Consider the following 21,303-nt stretch of genomic DNA (forward strand, 5'->3'; position numbering starts at 1 on the left):
ATCCACTTTTTTCTCTATTCATATTACTTACCTGGCTGTGGAGAGATAATGGTTTCCACCGACTCTTTTTCCCGCTCTTTTCGATACCAGTCAATAAAAATGAAAAATAACATTGTGCCGTACACAATCTCTTGAATAATTTTCATTAGCACGCCGCCAAGCTGCTGATCATACAGCGGTGGCATCGATAAAAACATTTGCGGACCAGTTAAATTCAACGACGCTAATGTTCCTTTCGGAACACATAATTGTAAGGAGGTAAGCCATGCTTGTGGGTCTGTAAACGTTTGGTACAACGGCGAATTCGCAAAAATAATTAATGCGCATGCCGGCGTCAACAATACCCCATCAGCGAAAATAAATCCAACCTTTCTTAGGCCTGAAAGTGTTTGCCATTGCGGCAATTTGTTTACTAGCGGCCACCACATAAAAAACGCTACGATAAAAATGGCAATCGTGACGACCGCATGATATAAGGCATTGGTGTTAAGAAAATCAAAAATCAATGGAACGTGGTAAAACGAAAACAATCCATTAAACAATAGGAGAGCAACAAGTGGTTTGGTAAAGAACAAAAAAATTCTTTTCACCGCTCTCACTTCGAGCATGCGTTCATATAACCAGTTTGGAATTCCTAAAATAAAACACTGTGGAATAATCAGATATAATATAGCCATTTGGATCATATGTGCGCTAAACATCAAATGACTAAGCAAATCAAGCGGCGATCCTTTACAAAGGTAAAGAAGAACAATCCCTGTTAAAAAATAAGCTTTTTGTTTCGGTGTAGCTGGCCCTTCTTTTGTAAATTTATGATGCCATGGGCCAACAATAAGCATATACATAACCGCGATGCATAAGAGAAACAAAAGAAAAAACGGGCTCCATAATGCACGGAATCCGAACATTTGCAACGATGCAATCATTATGTTCACCTCAATTCTTTTCAAGCAACATTATACTACATAGTCATTTCTTATTCCATGTTGAAAAAGGGGAATCAGCAATACGCTGATTTCCCCTCTTTTTTACCACCAAACAACCGTCACAAATGCCCAAACGGTAAGAAACGCAACAAATACACCTGCATAAATAAACAGCGCTGGAAGTTCGTGTCCTTTATGGCTCATATGCATGAAATAGTACAATTGGAATGCTACTTGCACTACTGCAAGAAGAAGAATAAATGGAATTGAAAACCAATGAGAAAATTCATCATAACCGACCGCAGCAAACGAAATTAATGTTAGCAAAATCATTAATACAAAGGAAATAACTTGATGTTTCATTTCCTCCGCGTTTTTTCTGCGGCGATATGCTAAATCAACACGCTCGTTTCCGGAGTTTGTTTGATTCACCATATATTCACCCCACCATTCCCATTAGGTATACGACGGTAAAAATGAATACCCATACAACGTCGATAAAGTGCCAATATAAACTTGCCACGTAAAATTTTGGCGCGTTATACAAGTTTAACCCGCGTTTGGCATTGCGAATCATTAATGTCAAAATCCAGGACAGCCCGAACGCAACGTGGCTTCCATGCGTTCCGACTAACGTATAAAATGCAGAAGCAAATGCACTTTTCGTGAATACGTGGCCCTCATGAACGTATTCATTAAACTCGTAAATTTCCAACCCTAAAAATCCTGCTCCTAACAAGACGGTGATGCCAAACCAAAGCATCATTTTCTTAAAATCGAAATTTTTCATATGATAAATCGCATAGACGCTTGTTAAACTGCTCGTTAAAAGAAGCATCGTTGCCACAAAAACAAGCGGCATTTGAAACAATTCGTCCGCAGAAGGCCCACCGGCGGTCTTATCTTTCAGCGCCAAGTAGGTAGCAAAGAGGGAGGCGAAAAGAACCGTCTCTCCCCCTAAGAATAACCAAAAGCCAATAAATTTATTTTTTCCTTCGAGGGTGGCTCTTTCTGGTGAAGACGGGAACGTTTCCGCCGTTAATTTTTCTTCCACTTGCATTATGCTTTAGCCCCCTTTTTCTCCAATTCAAGAACTTCTTCTTTATGAATATGGAATCCGTGATCATCAATTACCGAACGCAAGAACATCGAACCGAATGTAATCAGCAATCCGATAATGCCGACCGGCAATCCCCAAGAATGATCGTTGTGGTACGTAAAACCGAATGCAGCAACAAACAAACCAAATGAAATGATAAACGGCAGGAAGGAAGAGTTTGGCATATGAATGTCCCCAAGCGGTTCGGCTGGTGTCAGCTCTTTCTTTCCTTCCATTTTTTCAATCCAATATGCATCCAGCCCACGTACAAGCGGAGTTTGCGCAAAATTATATACCGGAGGTGGCGAAGAAACCGCCCATTCGAGCGTACGGCCGTCTCCCCAAGCATCCGCTTCCGCTTTTTCGCCTTTTACTGTTGTAATAACAATATTAATTAAAAGAATTACCGTTGCTGCTGCCATAAAGAACGCACCAATCGTACTGATAAGGTTGCCTGTTTCCCAACCTTGGTTCGGCAAGTACGTAAAGACGCGGCGCGGCATTCCCATTAATCCAAGGAAATGCTGAATGAAGAATGTTAAATGGAAACCGATAAAGAATAGCCAGAATGTAATTTTACCAAGCGTTTCATTTAACATTTTACCGAACATTTTTGGCCACCAATAATGGGAGCCTGCTAATAGAGCAAACACAACCCCACCGACGATAACATAGTGGAAGTGCGCTACAACGAAATAACTGTCATGATATTGATAATCCGCTGCTGCTGCTGCGTTCATTACTCCTGTTACACCGCCCATGACGAAAGACGGAATGAACGCGACCGCATAATGCATCGGTGTTGTAAATCGGATATTTCCGCCCCACATCGTAAAGAGCCAGTTAAAGATTTTAATACCTGTAGGAACAGCAATTGCCATCGTCGCAACCGCAAAAATTGCGTTCGCAACTGGCCCCATACCGGTTGTAAACATATGGTGCGCCCATACCATGAATCCTAAAAATCCGATTAACACAGTCGCAAACACCATGGAAGAATAACCGAATAGACGCTTTTTGGAGAACGTCGCAAAAATTTCCGAGAAAATACCGAACGCCGGCAGTACAAGAATATACACTTCCGGATGCCCGAAAATCCAGAATAAATGCTCCCAAATGATCGTATTTCCGCCCGCAGCCGGGTTAAAGAAATTACCGCCAAACAAACGATCCATCATCATAAAAATGAAACCAACGGTAAGCGGCGGAAAGGCAAACAGAATAAGCGCAGAAGTAACAAACGTCGCCCATACGAACATCGGCATGCGCATGTACGTCATGCCCGGAGCACGCATGTTAATAATCGTGACAAGGAAGTTGATCCCGCCCATTATTGTACCAAAACCGGAAATTTGCAAACCGAGCACGTAAAAATCAATGCCATGGGTTGCTTTCGATTCAAGAGATAATGACGCGTATGATGTCCAGCCAGCGTCTGGCGCTCCACCTAAAAACCAAGAACAGTTCAAGAAAAGACCGCCGAAGAAGAACAACCAAAAACCTAACGCGTTTAAGAATGGGAACGCGACGTCACGCGCACCAATCTGAATCGGAACGACTGCGTTCATCATCGCGAAAACAAGAGGCATCGCTGCCAAGAAAATCATTGTCGTACCGTGCATGGTTAATACTTGGTTATATAAACCACCGACTAGAAAATCATTGTTCGGCTTTGCCAGCTGAATGCGGATGAGCAGTGCCTCAATACCGCCCATTATGAAGAAAAGACCACCAGCAATCAAATAAAGATGGGCGATTTTTTTATGGTCTACCGTTGTCAGATAATCCCAAATAACGGCACCGACACCCTTTTTACGTGCTAAGGTACTCACAGTGAAACCTCCCTTTGTTCAATCTCTTTTACTCTACTTTTAAGCTCATTAAATATTTCGCAAGAGCATTAATTTGCTCTTCTGTCAATTTACCATATGTACCTGTCATTTTGTTTCCAGGTTTTACACTTTCAGGATTTCTCAACCATTTCTTTAAGTTTTCTTCATTGTGGTCCAAAATGCCAGCAATGCGCTCGCGATCGCCAAAGTTGGCCAAGTTTGGCGCTGTACGCGCTTGTTCTGGACGTTTGTCAACTGGAGTAACAGCGTGACAGCCAATACAGCTTTTATTGAAAATTGCTTCTCCTTGCTTAGCAACCGGATCCGTAACAACCGGTTTCGCATTTTTCATTTTTTCAATCCATTGATCGAATTCTTTTCTAGGAACTGCTTTTACTTTGAAGTCCATCAATGCATGGGAAGGACCGCAAAGCTCCGCACATTTACCGTAGAAAACGCCGCCTGCTTTGTCAGCCGCTTTTTGGTCAAACTCAAGCCAGAATTGGTTTTTGTTCTCTGTATTTGTATCCATTTTTCCACCAACAGCTGGAATCCAGAACGAGTGTTTTACATCGGATGCTTTCAGATTAAAATACACCCGTTCGTTGGTTGGAACGACTAAATCTTGGCTTGTGATAACCCCATAGTCTGGATATTCAAATTCCCACCAATAAAGGTTTGCACGAACATTGACAACAAGCGTATCTTTATCGCGCTTTTCTTTGTTCATCGGTTTGACATCCGCCAGCTTAAACGTTGCGGAAACCGTTGGAACTGCCAAGATAAGCAATAGAATAATTGGAATGACAGTCCAAATGATTTCAAGTTTATGGCTTCCTTCCACTTGTTTAGGAATTTTGTTTTCCTCGCCTTTACGTTGCCGGAATCGAATGACAACGTATACAAAGATAATCGTTACAACAACAATAACGAGAACCATAATGGCCGTGCTAAGCAGCATCAGCGAATATTGCATGTCTGCTACTTCGCCTGCCGGCTGAAGCGTCGATAAAAACGGCTTTCCACAGCCGGCTAACAGAAGCGCCATCACACTGAAAAGAGAAAACAAGCGCCAGTTACGTAGCCATTTCTTCATAGCCTAATCAAACCCCTCTTTCTACTTGATGAAATAAAAATAAATTTATATGAATTCTTTCTCTTATGGAAAGAATTTTAAACCGCTTTTGTTTACCACAGGGTGGCGATGACCATCGTCACAAATAAAATCGTCAAATAGTTAAGTGAATAAATAAACATCCATTTTGCCCACTTTAAATCATCTTTCATTTTAAACCCATAAAGCCCCAGCGCAAGCCACCCCACGTTTAATAACGTAGCAACAGTTAAAAACGGCACACCTAATGAAAACAAATAAAACGGTAGCGGCAATAAGCACGCAACCCATACAATGATTTGCCGTTTCGCCATCGCAAAACCATGGACAACAGGAAGCATTGGGATGCCTGCAGCACGGTATTCTTCGCACCGCTTCATTGCTAGTGCCAAAAAGTGTGGCGGCTGCCATATGAACATGATTAAAAATAGAATGAGCGGAACAACATGGAAGCTTGGATCTACCGCTGTCCATCCAATTACCGGCGGCACTGCACCAGAAATGCTGCCGATAACAGTATTAAGCGTATAATTCCGCTTTGACCACATCGTGTACAAAAATACGTAAGTTACCATTCCGATCAGCCCAACGACAGCAGCGGTGGCCGTCGTCATTAGCAAGCTAATCGTTCCTACCGTTACTAGGGCGACTCCAAGCCAAAGCACCCGCTTTGGTTCTATCGTTCCCGTTACGGTCGGCCGTGTTTTTGTCCGTTCCATAAACTGGTCGATATCGCGGTCGATAAAGTTATTAATGCTGCATGAGCCTGCTATAACAAGCGCAGCACCAAACAACGTAAAGAATACAATATGGAGGTTTTCCAAAAAACCTTCCCCCGTAAAATAGAGAGCCAACCATAGTCCGGTAAAAGTGGTGATTAAATTCGAGTTGACGATTCCTATTTTTATGACGGAGGAAAGCTCTTTCCAAATGGTCCCTATATTTACACGCGGGCGATCTCCCGCATGGGCAGTATTTGTTTTTAAATTTGACATTCTCCTGTTCCTCCTCATCACACCGCCAACTTTTATACGCTCAATGAACGGTGCCATATAAAAAAATTTTCTTCATTTCCATCATATCATAATGCATTAGCAATCATCTTTGCAGGAAAATATTTCTTACATTAGAACAAATAAACCTATTTTCTCTTTATATTAAATCACATTTTCACGACATAATGTGAACTTTTTTTGAATAATTTGTGTCAAATTTTCGAATCAAAAAAACACATTTATTCTCTCTATCAGCAGAAAACGCTTTTACTACTTATCCCACTAATATTTCTAACAAACTTATTCAACTTATTCAATATGTAAACGTCATTTTGTTTTCTGCGTATCATCATGTAAAATTGTATTTGGCTAAATTGCCGTTTTTATTTCTTTTTTGTAAGATAAATGTATACTTTACTAAAATTATTGACAAAATAATGATTTCTCATTACAAGAAGGTGAAGATTTTGCAACGGTCTTTAAAATGGTTTGCATCGGCTACGACATTGGCAATGCTATTTGTCCTTATCGGTGGGGCACTCGTAACAAAAACCGGATCCGGCATGGGGTGCGGACGATCATGGCCGCTTTGCCACGGTCAATTCATTCCTTCGCAAATTACCCCTGAACTCGTCATTGAATTAAGCCACCGGCTCGTATCCGGTTTAGCTGGAATAATGGTGCTTGTCCTATCTGTCTGGACATGGCGAGCAATCGGGCATATTCGCGAAACAAAGTTTTTAGCGATCGTTTCCTTTGTCTTTCTCGTGTTGCAAGGATTAATCGGCGCCGCTGCCGTCGTCTGGGGGCAATCTGATTTTGTCCTTGCGCTGCATTTCGGCATCTCCCTCATTTCGTTCGCAGCCGTTTTTTTGCTAACGCTTCTTATTTTTGAAATCGACAAAAAATTTGACGCCGAGTCGCTCGTATTGGATCGAAAAATGAAATTTCACATTTACGGCGTCATCACTTATTCCTATATCGTTGTTTATACTGGCGCATTGGTCCGCCACATGCAGGCAAGTTTAGCGTGTCCAAGCTGGCCAATTTGCGCGAAAGCACGCATCATGCCTGTGCAGCTTCATGAATGGGTGCAAATGGGGCATCGCCTTGCTGCAGCGCTTATTATTGTTTGGATTTCGGTAGCAACGATCCAAGCAGTGAAATATTATAAGCAGCAGCGCGTTGTCTACTGGGGATGGATTATTTCTCTCATCCTTGTTTTGTTACAAATGATAACGGGCGCGCTGATCGTATTGACTCAATTAAATTTATATATCGCTTTAGCGCATGCGTTCTTTATTTCTTGTTTATTCGGCGTGCTCAGCTATTTGATGATGCTCGCGCTGCGCAGCAATCACCATCAGCAGCAAGTGAAGGAAACCAATGAGCCGACTAAATCAGTTCCATCAATATTGCTAAAATAAAGCGCTTGGGACAAACCCAAGCGCTTTATTTTATTTCGTCAATTCGATTAACAGGTCACCAGCCTGAATGGCGTCGCCATTTTTTACATAAATGTCTTTGACAATACCCGAGAACGGCGCCTGCACTGTCGTTTCCATCTTCATCGCTTCCGTAATCATTAAATGGTCGCCTTTATTCACTTTTTCCCCTTTTTCGACGAGCACTTTCACGACCGTTCCTGGCATTGTCGCCGCAATATGATTCGGATTGGCGCGATCTGCTTTAATGCGTTCGACGACTGCCGATTTAATGCTTTCATCGCGGATAATCACTTCGCGCGGCTGTCCGTTTAATTCAAAGTAGACGACGCGCGTTCCGTCCGCCTGCGGCTGCCCGATCGAAACGAGCTTGACAATGAGCGTTTTTCCTTTTTCGATTTCCACTTCGATTTCTTCGCCAAGACGCATTCCATATAGGAAAGTCGGCGTGTCCAACACCGAAATATCGCCATATTTTTTGACCGTTTCCGCATATTCTAAAAATACTTTCGGGTAAAGAGCGTAGGCCAGCACATCAAAATCGGTCACTTCACGGTCAAGAGCATGGTATAATTCTTCTCTTAATCGATCAAAATCTACCGGCTCTAGCAATTCCCCAGGCCGAACGGTAATCGGCTCGCGCCCTTTTAAAATAATGCGCTGCAATTCTTTCGGGAATCCGCCGTGCGGCTGTCCTAAATATCCTTCAAAAAACTCCACAACCGAATCCGGGAAGTCAAGCGTTTCACCGCGCTCGAAAATATCTTGTTCCGTCAAATTGTTTTGCACCATATAAAGCGCCATATCGCCGACGACTTTGGATGACGGCGTTACTTTGACGATATCGCCAAACAAGTCATTGACGCGGCGGTACATTTCTTTCACTTCATCCCAGCGGTCACCAAGCCCAACCGCTTTAGCCTGCTGCTGCAGGTTGCTGTATTGTCCGCCCGGCATTTCATGCATATACACTTCCGTATGCGGAGAATTCATGCCGCTTTCAAACTCTTGGTAAAACTTCCGAACGTCTTCCCAATAGCGGGAAAGCTGCTCGAGTCCATGTATATTGATCTCCGGCGCGCGCTTCGTTCCTTCTAACGCGTAATAAAGCGTATTGGCGCTCGGCTGCGACGTTAAGCCCGCCATGGAGCTAACAGCAACGTCAACGATATCTACTCCTGCTTCAATCGCCTTCGCATACATATAAATGCCATTTCCGCTCGTATCGTGCGTATGAAGATGAATTGGAATATCCACCGTTTCTTTCAACGCGGAAATAAGCACATAAGCCGCCTCCGGCTTTAATAAGCCAGCCATATCTTTAATTGCCAAAATATGCGCTCCCGCTTGCTCCAGCTCTTTGGCGATTGTTTTATAATAATCGAGATTATACTTCGGACGGCTTGGATCTAAAATATCTCCTGTATAGCAAACGGCCGCTTCAGCAATTTTGCCTGTTTGCCGAACGGCGTCAATGGCCACCGTCATTCCTTTTACCCAGTTTAAGCTATCAAAAATGCGGAATACATCAATGCCGGCTTGTGCTGATTTTTCGACAAATTCACGAATGACATTATCTGGATAGTTTTTGTAGCCGACAGCGTTGGCAGAGCGCAGCAGCATTTGGAACAAAATATTTGGAATTCGTTCCCGCAATTTTAACAAACGGTCCCACGGATCTTCTTTTAAGAAGCGGTACGCAACGTCAAACGTCGCCCCGCCCCACATTTCAAGTGAGAACAAATTTGGCAGCAGGCGCGCCGTCGGTTCGGCGATACGAACTAAATCGACCGTGCGCACACGCGTCGCCAGCAGTGATTGATGGGCGTCGCGGAATGTCGTATCCGTCAGCAATACGCGGTCTTGCTCTTTTATCCATTGAACGAGCCCTTCCGGCCCTTTTTCATCTAAAATTTGCTTCGTCCCGCCTGGAACCGGTTCAGCATAACTTACTTTCGGGATGCGCGGTTTATCAAATACCGGTTTTTTCTTTTTCCCGATTCCAGGAAAGCCGTTTACCGTAACCGTTCCAATATAGGTCAACATCTTCGTCCCGCGGTCTTTCCGGCGTGGGAAGACGAACAGTTCCGGCGTCGTATCAATAAACGACGTATCATATTCTCCCGATAAAAACTTTGGATGTTGCACGACATTTTCTAAAAATGGAATATTTGTTTTAATTCCACGGATTCGGAACTCCCGCAAGTTTCGCAACATTTTTCTTGCTGCTTGCTCAAACGTAAGCGCCCATGTGGACAATTTCACAAGCAAAGAATCGTAATATGGCGTAATCACTGCCCCTTGGAAACCGTTGCCCGCGTCCAAACGCACGCCAAATCCGCCGCCAGAACGGTATGCCATAATTTTTCCGGTATCCGGCATAAAATTGTTGAGCGGGTCTTCCGTCGTTACGCGCGACTGAATCGCATACCCGTTGATGCGAATATCTTCTTGCTTTGGAATGCCGACCTCTTTGCTATGAAGCGAATAGCCGTCGGCAATCAAAATTTGCGATTGGACGATATCGATTCCTGTGATCATTTCCGTAATCGTATGTTCCACTTGAATGCGCGGATTGACTTCAATGAAATAAAAATCGTTGCCGGATACAAGAAACTCTACCGTCCCTGCGTTCACATAGCCTACATTTTTCATGAGTTTGACCGCAGCTTCACATATTCTTTGCCGCAATTCATCTGATAGCGAGACGCTAGGCGCCACCTCTACCACTTTTTGATGCCGGCGCTGTACGGAGCAGTCCCGTTCATAAAGGTGGACGATATTCCCTTCGTAATCCCCCAAAATTTGCACTTCAATATGTTTCGGTTTTTCAATCAGTTTTTCCACGTACACATCATCGCTGCCAAACGCCGCTTTCGCTTCGGATTTGGCGCGCTCGAACGCTTCTTTTACTTCCGATTTCGCCCGGACGATACGCATGCCGCGGCCGCCGCCGCCCAACGCCGCTTTAATAATGATTGGATAGCCATACGTTTCCGCAAAGCGCACGACCTCCTCCAAACTACGCACCGGCCCGTCGCTTCCCGGAATGACCGGAATCCCCGCCAATTCCGCCTGATGGCGGGCTTTTACTTTATCGCCGAACATATCTAAATGCTCTTCGTTCGGACCGATAAAAATAATTCCCTCTTCACGGCAACGTTTAGCGAATTGAATATTTTCCGAAAGAAAACCGTATCCTGGATGAATCGCATCGACATCGTGGGCTTTGGCAATCTCAATAATTCCTTCAATATCTAAATACGCTTCAATCGGCTTTTTTCCTTCGCCGACTAAATACGCTTCATCCGCTTTATAGCGATGATAAGAACCAGTGTCTTCCTTCGAATAAATAGCGACCGTACGGATGCCAAGTTCCGTGCAGGCACGGAAGACACGAATGGCGATTTCTCCACGGTTTGCGACAAGTACTTTGTTAATTCGACGTGTTTTCATATGTTTCTCCTCTCCTCCTTTCTAATAAAACTATAACGGTTTTCGCTTTTTGTAAATACGTTCTCTAAAAAGTCAGACCTTTTTTTTGCACTTTTTTCACAGTTTTTACCTTTCGTTTATAGTTTTCTTCGTATTTCGTAAACATCGATATGTTGACAAGCACTCCAAGAGAGGTCATAAACAGCATAAGCGAGGATCCTCCATAACTAACAAGCGGCAATGGAACTCCAGTAAGTGGAATCACTCCTGTTACGCCTCCCACATTAATAAACGTTTGAATGCCAATCATGACAGAAATTCCAATCGCAAGAAGACTGCCAAACGCGTCATTGCATTTTCTCGCAATCCACAATCCTCTTAACACAATGAAAGCTAAAAGGCCTAATGTAAATACTACCCCAAAAAGCCCTAGTTCTTCAGCAATAATTGCTATAATAAAATCGGTGTGCGACTCAGGTAAATAGCCATATTTTTGAATGCTTTTTCCTAATCCTAATCCTTTTATTCCTCCTAATCCAATTGCCAAATAGGAATTAACGAGCTGAAACCCTTCGTCATTAGCATATTTAAACGGATCTAAAAAGCTATAAATCCGTGACATCCGCTCCTTGGAAAAAATTTTATCGCCAAGGATAGGGATAATAATCGGGGACACGATAATGAACATAAGCATAAAGAACAGCAGCTGCTTAAACAACAAACGGAGCCGCAGCCCTGATGACAAAATTAAACACGAAGCAATCGCCAACACAATCATCGCTGTGCCAAAGTCGGGCTGAATCGCAATTAAAAAGCAAATAAACAACGTATAGTAAATTGGAAATAAATTGCTTTTTACAGGCTGGGATAATCTTTTTTGTTTATTGGCAAATGCTGCCGCTAAGTAAACGATCAGTCCGAACTTTGCCAGCTCGGCTGGCTGTAAGCTTAACGCGCCGACCCGAAACCAGCTTGTTGCGTTGTTCGCTGTATGTCCAAGAAACGCCACTGCGATTAACAGAAGCGGGGAGACAAAAAAGATTAATTTAACTAACTTTTCCTTCGCCCATACTTTATAAGGAATAATCAGTGTGATGAAAAATCCAATAAATGCTATAACAAGCCATAGCTTTTGCCGCTGATAAAAATAGTCGCTCGGCACCTCGAAACGAATGACGGCAGTGATCATGCTCGAACTATAGACCATAATCAAGCCGAACAATGAAAGCATCACCACTGCGATAATCAACGGATAGTCGTAACACTTTAGCACCTTTTTCATGAGTTCCTTATCCATCATTCCTCTTCCTTATTTGCTAGTATGTACATTAAAATCATTCGTAATTGCCCTTTGTTTTCCTTCTTAAAAACAGAAAAACTCAAACGATTGCAACTTACCAACCGTTTGAGTTAACGATTTATTTTTATCGTACGCGCTTTTTTGTTACCGCCTCATGCAATGCGGAAAGCTCGCGCTCGAGCCGGTCGAGCAGCGCTTTGCCTTCCTTCTCATTCACCAGACCGAGACGCACGGCAAAATCAATTTCCCGTGATAGACCGAACATTTGCGTATCAAGCACTTCCTCATAGAGTGGACATTGCGGCATCGTCAAATTATCCATTTGCACTTGAATTAGCTTTACAATTTTATCGGCATCCGCTTGCAGAAGCGCGTACGCTTTTTCGCGATAGTTAATTGCATCGCCTGTCACATCCATCCCTCCGTTCTCCCCTAATCCTTCTTTAAATCTTAACGTGAAACATGCAATTTTGCAAGTTGAAACACTTGTCAATTGGAATGATAGAAGCGAATGAACAGCTTTGAGCATCAGCCGTAAACATTCTCCTCATAGTAATAGGAAAAAGATATGAACGCACATTACACATGACAAACTATCCATTTACCATTATACTAAAAACAGCAGCCGATGTAGAGGAGAGGATCAAAAATGAACGATATTATTCTGATAACGGGAAATGTAAAGTTTACCATTACGCTGGACCCGGGAGTATGGATTTTTGATGATCGTAAAATAGATTTACACACATACTTTTTAAACCCTTCCCATGGGCAGCAGCATGAGCAACAGGAAGAAGAAGAGGAAATCAAAAAGTTATCTGCTTTTTGGGATCGGGAAATTCAGGAAGGTGCCGTTTCTCCGCCTACGTTAAAGACAGAAAAACGCTTTTTGAAGGAAAAAATCATTACGGGGACGTTTGCAATGCCGCTCGCTCCCTTTTTGCGCAATGCGGAGCCGCTGCCGGATGCAAAGGAGCTGACAATCGTAACCGAGCATGATGAAATAACGATTTCGCTTCAACAAGCATATGAAGCGATTCTCGGCTTTTCTAAAGATGGAAAACCGTTAAGGGAAGACGGGCCCGTACATTTTTATTTTGGCGACGGTTCCAACCGCGAAACGCCGATTACCCATGTTCGCCGCTTTGTTGTCCGCTAAAGCTGGATGCCCCAGCGCCCTGGGGCATCCAGCTTTTTTTACAGTATATCCGCAGCAAGCTGCGCCAATGCAGAGCGCTCTCCTTTGATCAGGCGGACGTGCCCGGCAATCTTCTGGTCTTTAAATTTCTCCACGACGTATGTGAGGCCGTTGTTATATTCGTCCAAATATGGGTGATCGATTTGCTCCGGATCGCCCATCAAAATGATTTTGCTTTTCTCGCCGACACGCGTTAAAATCGTTTTTACTTCGTGTTTCGTTAAATTTTGTGCCTCATCAATGATAATAAACTGCTCTGGCAGGCTGCGGCCGCGTATATAGGTGAGCGCTTCTACTTCAATCGAACTCATTCCCGCTAAAATTGCATCTAATTCCCCTGTTTTTTTTGTGTTAAACAAGTATTCTAAATTATCAAAAATCGGCTGCATCCACGGGCGCAACTTTTCTTCCTTTTCCCCCGGCAAAAAGCCGATATCTTTTCCCATGGGGACGATTGGTCTGGCGACAAGCAGCTTTTTGTACGTGCGTAAATCTTCCGTCTGCATCAATCCCGCCGCAAGAGCAAGCAGCGTTTTTCCCGTTCCCGCTTTGCCAATCAAGGTGACAAGCTGGATGTCATCGCGCGTAAGCAGTTCAAACGCCATCGTTTGCTGCACGTTGCGCGGGCGAATCCCCCATATATGTTCATGATGAAACACAAGCTTTTTCACTTTTTTGCCGCTGTGATCGACAATGCCTATGGCAGAGGCGGAACCGCCAAACGCATCTTTCATAATGATAAATTGGTTTGGGTAAAAAGGATGATTGGCAATGTCGGCTAAAACGAGTTCTCCTTTTTCATAAAATCGTTGCAAGTGCTCTGTCCCTATGTATAGCTCGAGAAACCCAGTATAAATATGGTCCACATCGACAACGCGGTCGCTTAAAAAATCTTCTGCTTGCAAGCCAATTGCATCTGCCTTCACGCGCACAAGCGCGTCCTTGCTGACTAAAATAACAGAACGTCCATTTTCTTTTGCCTGTTCCTCGATAGATAAGTTTTTTGCTACCGCTAAAATGCGGTTGTCATTTGTTTTTTCCACAAAAATTTCCTGCAGTTGCTGAAAAGAGCGATGATTTAATTCAATGCGCAGCACTCCGCCGTTTTCGAGCGGAATTTTTTCATGCAGCTTTCCGTTTTCGCGCAGACGGTCGATCAGCTTCGATACTTGCCGAGCGTTTCTGCCGATTTCGTCCATGTACCTTTTTTTCGAATCAACTTCCTCGAGCACGACCGCCGGAATGACCACTTCATTGTCTTCAAACGAAAAGATGGAATATGGATCTTGCAGCAGCACATTTGTATCTAATACATATATTTTTTTTCCCAAATTACCACTCTCCCCATTTTTCATTTTTTACTTTCCACTATTGGACAGGAATGGTTGTTATATAAGATATGAAAAAATGCATAAAGATAGAAGAATGTTTGCAAAATAAAGTAAAAAAATGAGATAGAGGTGTGCAAACGATGAACTGGATCCGGTATTTGTTGGTTGCCTTATGCATTTGCTTATTGGGTGGATGTAATATAGGAAATGATGAGCGTGCCAATGACACAGAACGCTCGCTTGTTCGTGTCAAAAACACGACAGATGAAAAAATAACGAACAAGGCAGGCCAAGACATTGCCCACCGCCTCGCTGACTTAGCCAAGCGCGTGCCAAACGTAAACGATGCGACCGTGCTTGTGGTCGGAAAATACGCCATTGTTGGCATCGATATCGATGCAAATATGGATGCTTCGCGGGTCGGAACGATTAAATATTCCGTTGCTGAAGCGCTGCAAAAAGATCCTTATGGAGCTAACGCCATTATCATCGCTGATCCTGACCTGTATGCCCGCTTGAAAAACATCGCCAGACAGGTGGATAACGGTCGGCCTGTTCAAGCGTTTATGAACGAAATTGCCGACATCGTCGGACGGGTCATGCCGGAAGTGCCTAGCGATTTATTGGAAACGACACCACCGGAGCCAACCGACGAAAATGATTCGCAACTAAACAAGAAAGAGGAGCAGCAGCTTCATCGCCGTCAGGAAAAACAATCGAATGAATACTTAAATCAATAAAGAGCTTAGCTCAAAGCTAAGCTCTTTATTGATGAATGGCGTTGCATTGCCGCATATGTATCATCCATGTTCGGATTCATGATATAATAAAATTAAGACAACTCTTCTTCGGCTTACCCATCGGTTAAAGGGAAGTCTTCTTATTTTTCTGATACAAATTTGTATGAGCCAACGAGGTGGACAATGAGAGTTAAATGTGTTCTTTGCGACCGAATCGATACGATTGATGATGAATCGCTGCTGGCAAAACGGCTACGAAACCGCCCTATTCACACCTATATGTGTAAAGAGTGCTACGATCGCATCGCCGAAAAAACGAAGGCGCGGCTAGCAACTGGAAAATTTCGCATATATCGTTCCACATTGTCCGACGATGAATGGTAAATGTCGGTGTAGCCAGCCTTCTTTCCCGCTTGCCAGCAGCATCTTGGATTTTGCATCAAAAAAGCCGGGGACAAAAAACCCGGCTTTTTTAGGAAAGATAGTTGCGATATTTTTCTGGATTCTTTTCTATTTGCTCCAACATCACATCAATCAGTTCCACCGGAAACCGCGCCATTTGTTTTTCCCCGTTTCGCTCGTAGTGAACGATATACATTTCCCCGGCTCCATCTTTGTTTACTTGCAGTTCGGTAATTTGAAAATCGTGCCTTAGTATTTCGTAAAAAAAGGAAGCTGTCTCTTGGGCCGCCATATCGTCCGGACGCGCCTGTGCCACCACATAAATCGTCAGCCAATTATAAAGGGCATCTTGCAACGATTTCATCGCTTCACCGCCTTATTTTTCTTCTTTCATCTCGTGTCCTTTGGATTGGTATAGGCGGACTTTATAAATAATTAATACGAGAGCGGCGACCACCAATCCTTCCGCAATCGGCAAAAATACGGCAAAAAAGGTTAAAATCGTGCAGCCTAACGCCAACAACACATAGATAATGACGTTTTTAAGCAAGGGAAGCTTCTTGGCAAAACCGAGACGGTACACAACGGCAGCCAAAACAAAAATCGTAATGTAAAGAAGCCACATCCCTTTCTCCGGATTTGCGTCCACTTTATATAGCGATGCAAAAAACGTCAGGCGTTCTAAAACATCCACCAAATTCCCCCCCCTTATTTCGCCTGCTGCGCTGCTTTCTTTTTCTTCTCCACCTTTTCGCGCTCGCTTTTATTTAATATTTTTTTGCGCAGGCGAATCGATTTTGGCGTTACTTCGCAATATTCGTCGTCATTTAAATATTCAAGCGCTTCTTCAAGCGTCATTAAGCGCGGCTTTTTCATCGTAACCGTTTGCTCTTTTGTCGACGAGCGGATGTTCGTCATATGTTTTTCCCTGCAAATATTGACGACCAAATCGTTTTCGCGATTGTGCTCGCCGACAATCATTCCTTCATATACCTCCGTCCCCGGCTCGACAAAAATCGTTCCGCGGTCTTCTAGCTGCATAATGCCATACGCCGTTGCTTTGCCGGTTTCCATGGAAATGAACACTCCTTGGCGGCGGCCGCCCACTTGCCCGCTTTGCGCCGGCGCATAATGGTCAAATGAATGATTTAAAATTCCATATCCGCGCGTTAATGACATAAATTCCGTTCGATAACCAATCAATCCACGCGAAGGCACCATAAAGACGAGGCGCACTTGCCCATTTTCATTATGGACCATATCCACCAGCTCGCCTTTGCGGGCCCCGATCGATTCCATAATTGCACCGGTGTATTCTTCAGGAATATCAATAATAACCCGTTCCACTGGCTCGCAAAGCACGCCATCAATTTCTTTCATAATTACTTCCGGCTTGGATACTTGCAATTCATATCCCTCGCGGCGCATGTTTTCGATCAAAATCGATAAATGGAGCTCACCGCGCCCGGAAACGATCCACGCATCAGGAGAATCGGTGTTTTCCACGCGCAGGCTGACGTCCGTCTCGAGCTGGGTGCGCAGGCGCTCTTCCAGCTTTCTTGCCGTTACATATTTGCCTTCTCGTCCGGCAAACGGGCTATTGTTCACTAAAAACGTCATTTTCAAAGTCGGTTCATCAATGCGAAGCGGTGGCAATGCTTCTTGATGATCAAGCGGGCATACCGTTTCCCCGACGTTAATATCTTCCATTCCCGCCACCGCGACAATATCTCCTGCTTCTGCCTCGGTAATTTCTATCCGTTTTAAGCCAATAAACCCAAACAATTTGGTGACACGGAACGTTTTCACGGAACCATCCAATTTCATTAGCGCCACTTGCTGTCCGACTTTCATCGTCCCGCGAAAGATACGGCCGATGCCGATGCGCCCAACGTACTCGTTGTAATCAAGCAGCGCCACTTGAAATTGCAGCGGTTCTTCCCGATTGTCCACCGGCGCTGGAATATGATCGATAATCGTTTCAAATAATACACTCATATCTTTCTCTTGTTTGTGAGGATCCAAGCTGGCTGTTCCGTGCAGCGCCGAAGTATAGACAACCGGAAACTCAAGCTGGTCTTCCGATGCTCCTAATTCAATAAATAAGTCAATCACTTCGTCAACGACTTCCTCTGGCCGCGCAAACTCACGGTCAATTTTATTGACGACGACAATCGGGACGAGCTGCTGCTCAAGCGCCTTTTTCAGCACAAAGCGCGTCTGCGGCATGCAGCCTTCATAAGCGTCGACTACCAATAAAACACCATCGACAAGCCGCATAATCCGCTCTACTTCACCGCCGAAATCAGCATGTCCCGGCGTGTCTAAAATATTAATGCGCGTCCCTTTATACTGAACGGCAGTATTTTTGGCTAAAATGGTAATCCCACGTTCTCTTTCTAAATCGTTCCGGTCCAAAGCACGCTCTTCTACGTGTTCGTTTTCACGGAACGTTCCCGATTGCCGCAATAATTGATCCACCAACGTTGTTTTGCCATGGTCTACGTGTGCGATAATTGCAATATTGCGAAGATCTTCTCTTCTTTTTGTCAAGGTGTGTCACTCCTATGTGTAAACTGCTCGTTTATTATATCATAAAGATAGAAAAGCGGCATATTTTCCTGTACACTAAAGAAAACGCAAAATTTTACCGTAAGCACACGAAAGGAGAATAGACAAATGAAGCAAATCCAACCGATTCCGCTTTTATTAGCGATATTCGCGGTCATCGCCATTATGGCCGTCGGCATTTTTATCGCGGAACAAAGCATCATCGGTGTTATTTTATCTGTCGTCGCTTTATTTGTGATTGTCGGCATCGGATTTGCCCGCAAAAAACGAATGCGCGAAAAAGGAATGCTATAGAAAATGGGACAACTTTTCAGTTTGTCCCATTCTAATGATGAATATATTTTTTTAAAATTTCCTCATGCAATCCCGGCTTTGACACAAATACGGAGTTTCTTTCCAGGAGACGAAGCGGCTCACCATATAAATTTGTCACAATGCCGCCGACTTCCTGCACAAGCACAAGCCCACCGGCGAAATCCCACGGCGACAGGCGCATCGTAATATAGGCGTCCAAGCGGCCTGCGGCAACATATGCCATTTCGAGCGCCGCCGATCCGTATGAACGCATTCCTCTCGCATCTTTGACAAGCGGAGCCAATACGCTCGGATCGATTCGTTTATTTTCGGTCACCCATGTAGCATTTAACGAGATGAGCGCTTCAGAAACAGATACCGGTTCCAAAGGGGAAAGCGGCTTATCGTTCAAAAACGCCCCTTCGCCTTTGCGCGCGGCATACAGCTCATCCTGCACGACATCGTACACATATCCCAACATTCCGACTCCCTTTTCAAACACACCGATCGAAATCGCAAAGTTTCGCTGCTGGTGGACAAAATTCATCGTCCCATCGATCGGATCAATAATCCAAACAATGCCTTCGAGGGTGGTGATATTATCGCCGAATCCCTCTTCCCCTAAAACACGATGATCAGGAAATGTTTTTCTTATATTTTCAATAAAAAAGCGCTCTGTTTCACGGTCGACATTGGTGACGAGATCGTTGCGATGCGATTTCGTTTCCACCGTCAGCTTTTCTGCAAATGTAGCGCGGATTCTCGCCCCTGCTTCCCTTATCCATTGTCGGGCATAATGATCAATTTCTTCCCATTTCACTTGCATATCCAGTCCTCCTGCTTTTACGAAATATGTACGCATCAAAAATATTTCCGTCATTAACGAAAGGGATGCTGGCACAATTCAAGAAAAAAACGAACCGCTGAGGTGGTTCGCCTTAAAATGTGTTGTCATACTTGAAGGCGCATTAATTCTTGACGCAGTTTTTCCAATCTTCGTTTGCATTCTTTTTTCTTTTCTTCATCGTTTTCCATCATCGCTTCATACAGCGTCGCTAACTCATAATCTAGTTCCAACCGCAATACCGCCATGCGCTTCTCTCCATCCGTACGCTTCACCGAATTCATTGTTTTTTTCATGTGCATAGCACCCCTTTCGCTATGATCCCGAAAATCCTTTTGTATAAATAACGGAATTTTCTGATAGCTATTTTGTTTTATATATATTATGTGAAAAAAAGGGGGTATGCAACAAATTTGTGTATTCACCTACTTTTCGCGCTGTACCATCTCTATGCGGCGCATTCATTCCATGTGAATCCAATCGCCGTTTTTTGCTGCTTTCGCTTTTTTCATTACTTGATAGGATGAATAGCCGCTTGCCTGTTCAAATTCATCGCATAACTTTTTTTCTTCGCTTTTGCTTGGAACAATTTCTTTAAAGCGGCGGTATGTGTTCATTAGTTTTTCCCGTTCCATTCCTTTTTCATAGACGGTTTCAATCGCTTCAAAAAATTTGATGACATCAATAATTTCTTGCGTCGACCAGTCATAGGAAAACGGGTAGGAATAATTCATCGCCCACACCTCCAACGTTAGTTTGCCCATCTGCGCCGGATTTGTTCCGCTTCGCCAATCATGCGCGCAAATAATTCTGCTACCGTTGGAACATCTTTAATTAATCCCATTACTTGCCCGGCCCAGGCAAACCCTTCGTTTATTTTTCCTTCGTAAATAAAGCGCCGGTTCGCTTCGCCGCTGATATATTCTTTCAGCTGCTCGTAGGTGCCTCCCTTGTCCTCGATCTCTAATATTTTTTGCGTCCACTCATTGGCAATCGCACGGCCTGGCGCTCCTAACGTCCGTTTAATGACAACAGTATCATGCTCCGATCCTTTCACCAGCATTTCTTTATAGATCGGATGAGCATGGACGCATTCCTTTGTCGCAATAAATCTCGTTCCCATCTCAATGCCTTCCGCCCCAAGCGCCAACGCCGCCATCAAACCGCGCCCGTCGCCGATGCCGCCTGAAGCGATAACCGGAATCGACACCGAATCGACTACTTTCGGAATCAGAACAAACGTCCCTGTATCGTATTTTCCTAAATGGCCGCCCCCTTCCTGGCCGACCACCATCACTGCATCGGCACCAAGCTCTTCTGCTTTGACCGCTTGGCGAACAGCGGCAACCAACACCAATTTTTTCACGTTTGTCCCCTTTAGTTGTTCAAAAAACGGGGCCGGATTTCCTCCCGTGACGGAAACAACGGGCACACCTTCCTCCAATGCGGCTTCGAGCATATGCTGAAACGGACGGCCGTGCTGCCCGATCGCAAAATTGACGCCAAATGGACGATCGGTTTTTTCTTTTACCTTGCGAATTTCCTCGCGCAATCGCTCCGGGCTTTCCAGCGACATCGCCGTAATTTGTCCTAAGCCTCCGGCGTTAGAGACCGCGGCCGCCAAATCGGCGTATGCTAAATAGGCAAGCCCTCCTTGAATAATTGGATATGTAATGCCAAGCAACTCTGTTACTCTCGTTTTCCAAATCATTCTTATCCCTCCTTCTCACTAAGTATACTATTTTTCTTGTTGACATGGCTATTTTCCTCTTTTATT

At 44.1% G+C, this 21,303-nt stretch carries 22 protein-coding genes; 5 read left to right on the forward strand and 17 right to left on the reverse strand.

Annotated features, from left to right (window positions below; all coding sequences use genetic code 11):
• Positions 1-23: 23 nt before the first annotated feature.
• The 6 genes from ctaG to cyoE form a co-directional block, all read right to left on the reverse strand.
• On the reverse strand, positions 24-926 hold the full coding sequence (ctaG, locus tag BV455_RS03790; protein ID WP_042407282.1) for a cytochrome c oxidase assembly factor CtaG: 903 nt from the start codon (positions 924-926) through the stop codon (positions 24-26).
• Between the two features lie 102 nt (positions 927-1,028).
• Positions 1,029-1,361, reverse strand: a complete 333-nt coding sequence (gene ctaF, locus BV455_RS03795) for a cytochrome c oxidase subunit IVB (RefSeq protein WP_017434666.1) — start codon at positions 1,359-1,361, stop codon at positions 1,029-1,031.
• 4 nt (positions 1,362-1,365) lie between these two features.
• Entirely contained in the window at positions 1,366-1,986 is a 621-nt protein-coding gene (gene ctaE / locus BV455_RS03800) for a cytochrome c oxidase subunit III (RefSeq protein ID WP_042407285.1), read from the reverse strand.
• On the reverse strand, positions 1,986-3,857 hold the full coding sequence (gene ctaD / locus BV455_RS03805) for a cytochrome c oxidase subunit I (RefSeq protein WP_017434664.1): 1,872 nt from the start codon (positions 3,855-3,857) through the stop codon (positions 1,986-1,988). The genes ctaE and ctaD overlap by 1 nt, the downstream gene beginning before the upstream one ends.
• 28 nt (positions 3,858-3,885) lie before the next feature.
• A complete protein-coding gene (gene coxB, locus BV455_RS03810; RefSeq protein WP_017434663.1) occupies positions 3,886-4,953 on the reverse strand; it encodes a cytochrome c oxidase subunit II in 1,068 nt (355 codons plus the stop codon).
• Positions 4,954-5,045: 92 nt separating this feature from the next.
• Entirely contained in the window at positions 5,046-5,966 is a 921-nt protein-coding gene (cyoE, locus tag BV455_RS03815) for a heme o synthase (protein ID WP_042407288.1), read from the reverse strand.
• 467 nt (positions 5,967-6,433) lie between these two features.
• Between cyoE and BV455_RS03820 the strand changes: the two genes are divergently transcribed.
• A complete protein-coding gene (locus BV455_RS03820; RefSeq protein ID WP_153018055.1) occupies positions 6,434-7,393 on the forward strand; it encodes a COX15/CtaA family protein in 960 nt (319 codons plus the stop codon).
• 30 nt (positions 7,394-7,423) lie between these two features.
• On the opposite strand, the gene pyc is transcribed toward BV455_RS03820, so the two are convergent.
• From pyc to BV455_RS03835, 3 genes are all read right to left on the reverse strand, one after another.
• Positions 7,424-10,867, reverse strand: a complete 3,444-nt coding sequence (gene pyc, locus BV455_RS03825) for a pyruvate carboxylase (protein ID WP_061580239.1) — start codon at positions 10,865-10,867, stop codon at positions 7,424-7,426.
• A gap of 64 nt (positions 10,868-10,931) precedes the next feature.
• Positions 10,932-12,143, reverse strand: a complete 1,212-nt coding sequence (locus tag BV455_RS03830; RefSeq protein WP_017434659.1) for an FtsW/RodA/SpoVE family cell cycle protein — start codon at positions 12,141-12,143, stop codon at positions 10,932-10,934.
• A gap of 127 nt (positions 12,144-12,270) precedes the next feature.
• Positions 12,271-12,564, reverse strand: a complete 294-nt coding sequence (locus tag BV455_RS03835) for an Fpa/YlaN family protein (protein ID WP_081161298.1) — start codon at positions 12,562-12,564, stop codon at positions 12,271-12,273.
• A gap of 231 nt (positions 12,565-12,795) precedes the next feature.
• Between BV455_RS03835 and BV455_RS03840 the strand changes: the two genes are divergently transcribed.
• Entirely contained in the window at positions 12,796-13,305 is a 510-nt protein-coding gene (locus tag BV455_RS03840) for a hypothetical protein (RefSeq protein ID WP_042407293.1), read from the forward strand.
• Positions 13,306-13,343: 38 nt separating this feature from the next.
• On the opposite strand, the gene BV455_RS03845 is transcribed toward BV455_RS03840, so the two are convergent.
• The gene (locus BV455_RS03845) at positions 13,344-14,675 is read right to left on the reverse strand and encodes a PhoH family protein (RefSeq protein ID WP_052510012.1); all 1,332 of its coding nucleotides are present in this window, start codon (positions 14,673-14,675) and stop codon (positions 13,344-13,346) included.
• 140 nt (positions 14,676-14,815) lie between these two features.
• Between BV455_RS03845 and BV455_RS03850 the strand changes: the two genes are divergently transcribed.
• Positions 14,816-15,415, forward strand: coding sequence for a YhcN/YlaJ family sporulation lipoprotein (locus BV455_RS03850; RefSeq protein ID WP_017434655.1), 600 nt, complete (start codon positions 14,816-14,818; stop codon positions 15,413-15,415).
• Between the two features lie 183 nt (positions 15,416-15,598).
• Positions 15,599-15,799, forward strand: a complete 201-nt coding sequence (locus tag BV455_RS03855; RefSeq protein ID WP_017434654.1) for a YlaI family protein — start codon at positions 15,599-15,601, stop codon at positions 15,797-15,799.
• A gap of 88 nt (positions 15,800-15,887) precedes the next feature.
• Here the strand turns inward: BV455_RS03855 and BV455_RS03860 are convergent, their stop codons facing one another.
• The 3 genes from BV455_RS03860 to typA are packed head-to-tail and all read right to left on the reverse strand — an operon-like array spanning position 15,888 to position 18,370.
• The gene (locus tag BV455_RS03860; protein WP_017434653.1) at positions 15,888-16,181 is read right to left on the reverse strand and encodes a hypothetical protein; all 294 of its coding nucleotides are present in this window, start codon (positions 16,179-16,181) and stop codon (positions 15,888-15,890) included.
• Between the two features lie 12 nt (positions 16,182-16,193).
• Complete coding sequence (locus tag BV455_RS03865) at positions 16,194-16,511, reverse strand: YlaH-like family protein (protein ID WP_017434652.1); 318 nt, start codon at positions 16,509-16,511, stop codon at positions 16,194-16,196.
• Between the two features lie 14 nt (positions 16,512-16,525).
• Positions 16,526-18,370, reverse strand: coding sequence for a translational GTPase TypA (typA, locus tag BV455_RS03870; protein WP_218687762.1), 1,845 nt, complete (start codon positions 18,368-18,370; stop codon positions 16,526-16,528).
• A gap of 126 nt (positions 18,371-18,496) precedes the next feature.
• Here typA and BV455_RS03875 point away from each other — a divergent pair, with 126 nt between their 5' ends.
• Positions 18,497-18,682, forward strand: coding sequence for a YlaF family protein (locus BV455_RS03875; RefSeq protein WP_017434650.1), 186 nt, complete (start codon positions 18,497-18,499; stop codon positions 18,680-18,682).
• 31 nt (positions 18,683-18,713) lie between these two features.
• Here the strand turns inward: BV455_RS03875 and BV455_RS03880 are convergent, their stop codons facing one another.
• From BV455_RS03880 to BV455_RS03895, 4 genes are all read right to left on the reverse strand, one after another.
• On the reverse strand, positions 18,714-19,508 hold the full coding sequence (locus tag BV455_RS03880) for an inositol monophosphatase family protein (protein WP_017434649.1): 795 nt from the start codon (positions 19,506-19,508) through the stop codon (positions 18,714-18,716).
• 125 nt (positions 19,509-19,633) lie between these two features.
• Positions 19,634-19,822, reverse strand: a complete 189-nt coding sequence (locus BV455_RS03885) for a hypothetical protein (RefSeq protein WP_017434648.1) — start codon at positions 19,820-19,822, stop codon at positions 19,634-19,636.
• Between the two features lie 165 nt (positions 19,823-19,987).
• Entirely contained in the window at positions 19,988-20,260 is a 273-nt protein-coding gene (locus BV455_RS03890) for a UPF0223 family protein (protein ID WP_017434647.1), read from the reverse strand.
• A 17-nt stretch (positions 20,261-20,277) separates the two neighbouring features.
• Entirely contained in the window at positions 20,278-21,237 is a 960-nt protein-coding gene (locus BV455_RS03895; protein ID WP_017434646.1) for an NAD(P)H-dependent flavin oxidoreductase, read from the reverse strand.
• Between the last annotated feature and the right edge of the window lie 66 nt (positions 21,238-21,303).

Origin of the sequence: Parageobacillus caldoxylosilyticus, from assembly GCF_019272935.1 — a bacterium.
GTDB lineage: Bacteria > Bacillota > Bacilli > Bacillales > Anoxybacillaceae > Saccharococcus > Saccharococcus caldoxylosilyticus.

Bases quoted from the DNA above. Each gene is read 5' to 3' on its own strand.
- ctaG (WP_042407282.1), bottom strand. From the start codon at position 926: ATGATTGCATCGTTGCAAATGTTCGGATTCCGTGCATTATGGAGCCCG.
- ctaF (WP_017434666.1), bottom strand. From the start codon at position 1,361: ATGGTGAATCAAACAAACTCCGGAAACGAGCGTGTTGATTTAGCATAT.
- ctaE (WP_042407285.1), bottom strand. From the start codon at position 1,986: ATGCAAGTGGAAGAAAAATTAACGGCGGAAACGTTCCCGTCTTCACCA.
- coxB (WP_017434663.1), bottom strand. From the start codon at position 4,953: ATGAAGAAATGGCTACGTAACTGGCGCTTGTTTTCTCTTTTCAGTGTG.
- cyoE (WP_042407288.1), bottom strand. From the start codon at position 5,966: ATGTCAAATTTAAAAACAAATACTGCCCATGCGGGAGATCGCCCGCGT.
- pyc (WP_061580239.1), bottom strand. From the start codon at position 10,867: ATGAAAACACGTCGAATTAACAAAGTACTTGTCGCAAACCGTGGAGAA.
- BV455_RS03830 (WP_017434659.1), bottom strand. From the start codon at position 12,143: ATGGATAAGGAACTCATGAAAAAGGTGCTAAAGTGTTACGACTATCCG.
- BV455_RS03835 (WP_081161298.1), bottom strand. From the start codon at position 12,564: ATGGATGTGACAGGCGATGCAATTAACTATCGCGAAAAAGCGTACGCG.
- BV455_RS03840 (WP_042407293.1), top strand. From the start codon at position 12,796: ATGAACGATATTATTCTGATAACGGGAAATGTAAAGTTTACCATTACG.
- BV455_RS03850 (WP_017434655.1), top strand. From the start codon at position 14,816: ATGAACTGGATCCGGTATTTGTTGGTTGCCTTATGCATTTGCTTATTG.
- BV455_RS03855 (WP_017434654.1), top strand. From the start codon at position 15,599: ATGAGAGTTAAATGTGTTCTTTGCGACCGAATCGATACGATTGATGAT.
- BV455_RS03860 (WP_017434653.1), bottom strand. From the start codon at position 16,181: ATGAAATCGTTGCAAGATGCCCTTTATAATTGGCTGACGATTTATGTG.
- BV455_RS03875 (WP_017434650.1), top strand. From the start codon at position 18,497: ATGAAGCAAATCCAACCGATTCCGCTTTTATTAGCGATATTCGCGGTC.
- BV455_RS03880 (WP_017434649.1), bottom strand. From the start codon at position 19,508: ATGCAAGTGAAATGGGAAGAAATTGATCATTATGCCCGACAATGGATA.
- BV455_RS03885 (WP_017434648.1), bottom strand. From the start codon at position 19,822: ATGAAAAAAACAATGAATTCGGTGAAGCGTACGGATGGAGAGAAGCGC.
- BV455_RS03890 (WP_017434647.1), bottom strand. From the start codon at position 20,260: ATGAATTATTCCTACCCGTTTTCCTATGACTGGTCGACGCAAGAAATT.
- BV455_RS03895 (WP_017434646.1), bottom strand. From the start codon at position 21,237: ATGATTTGGAAAACGAGAGTAACAGAGTTGCTTGGCATTACATATCCA.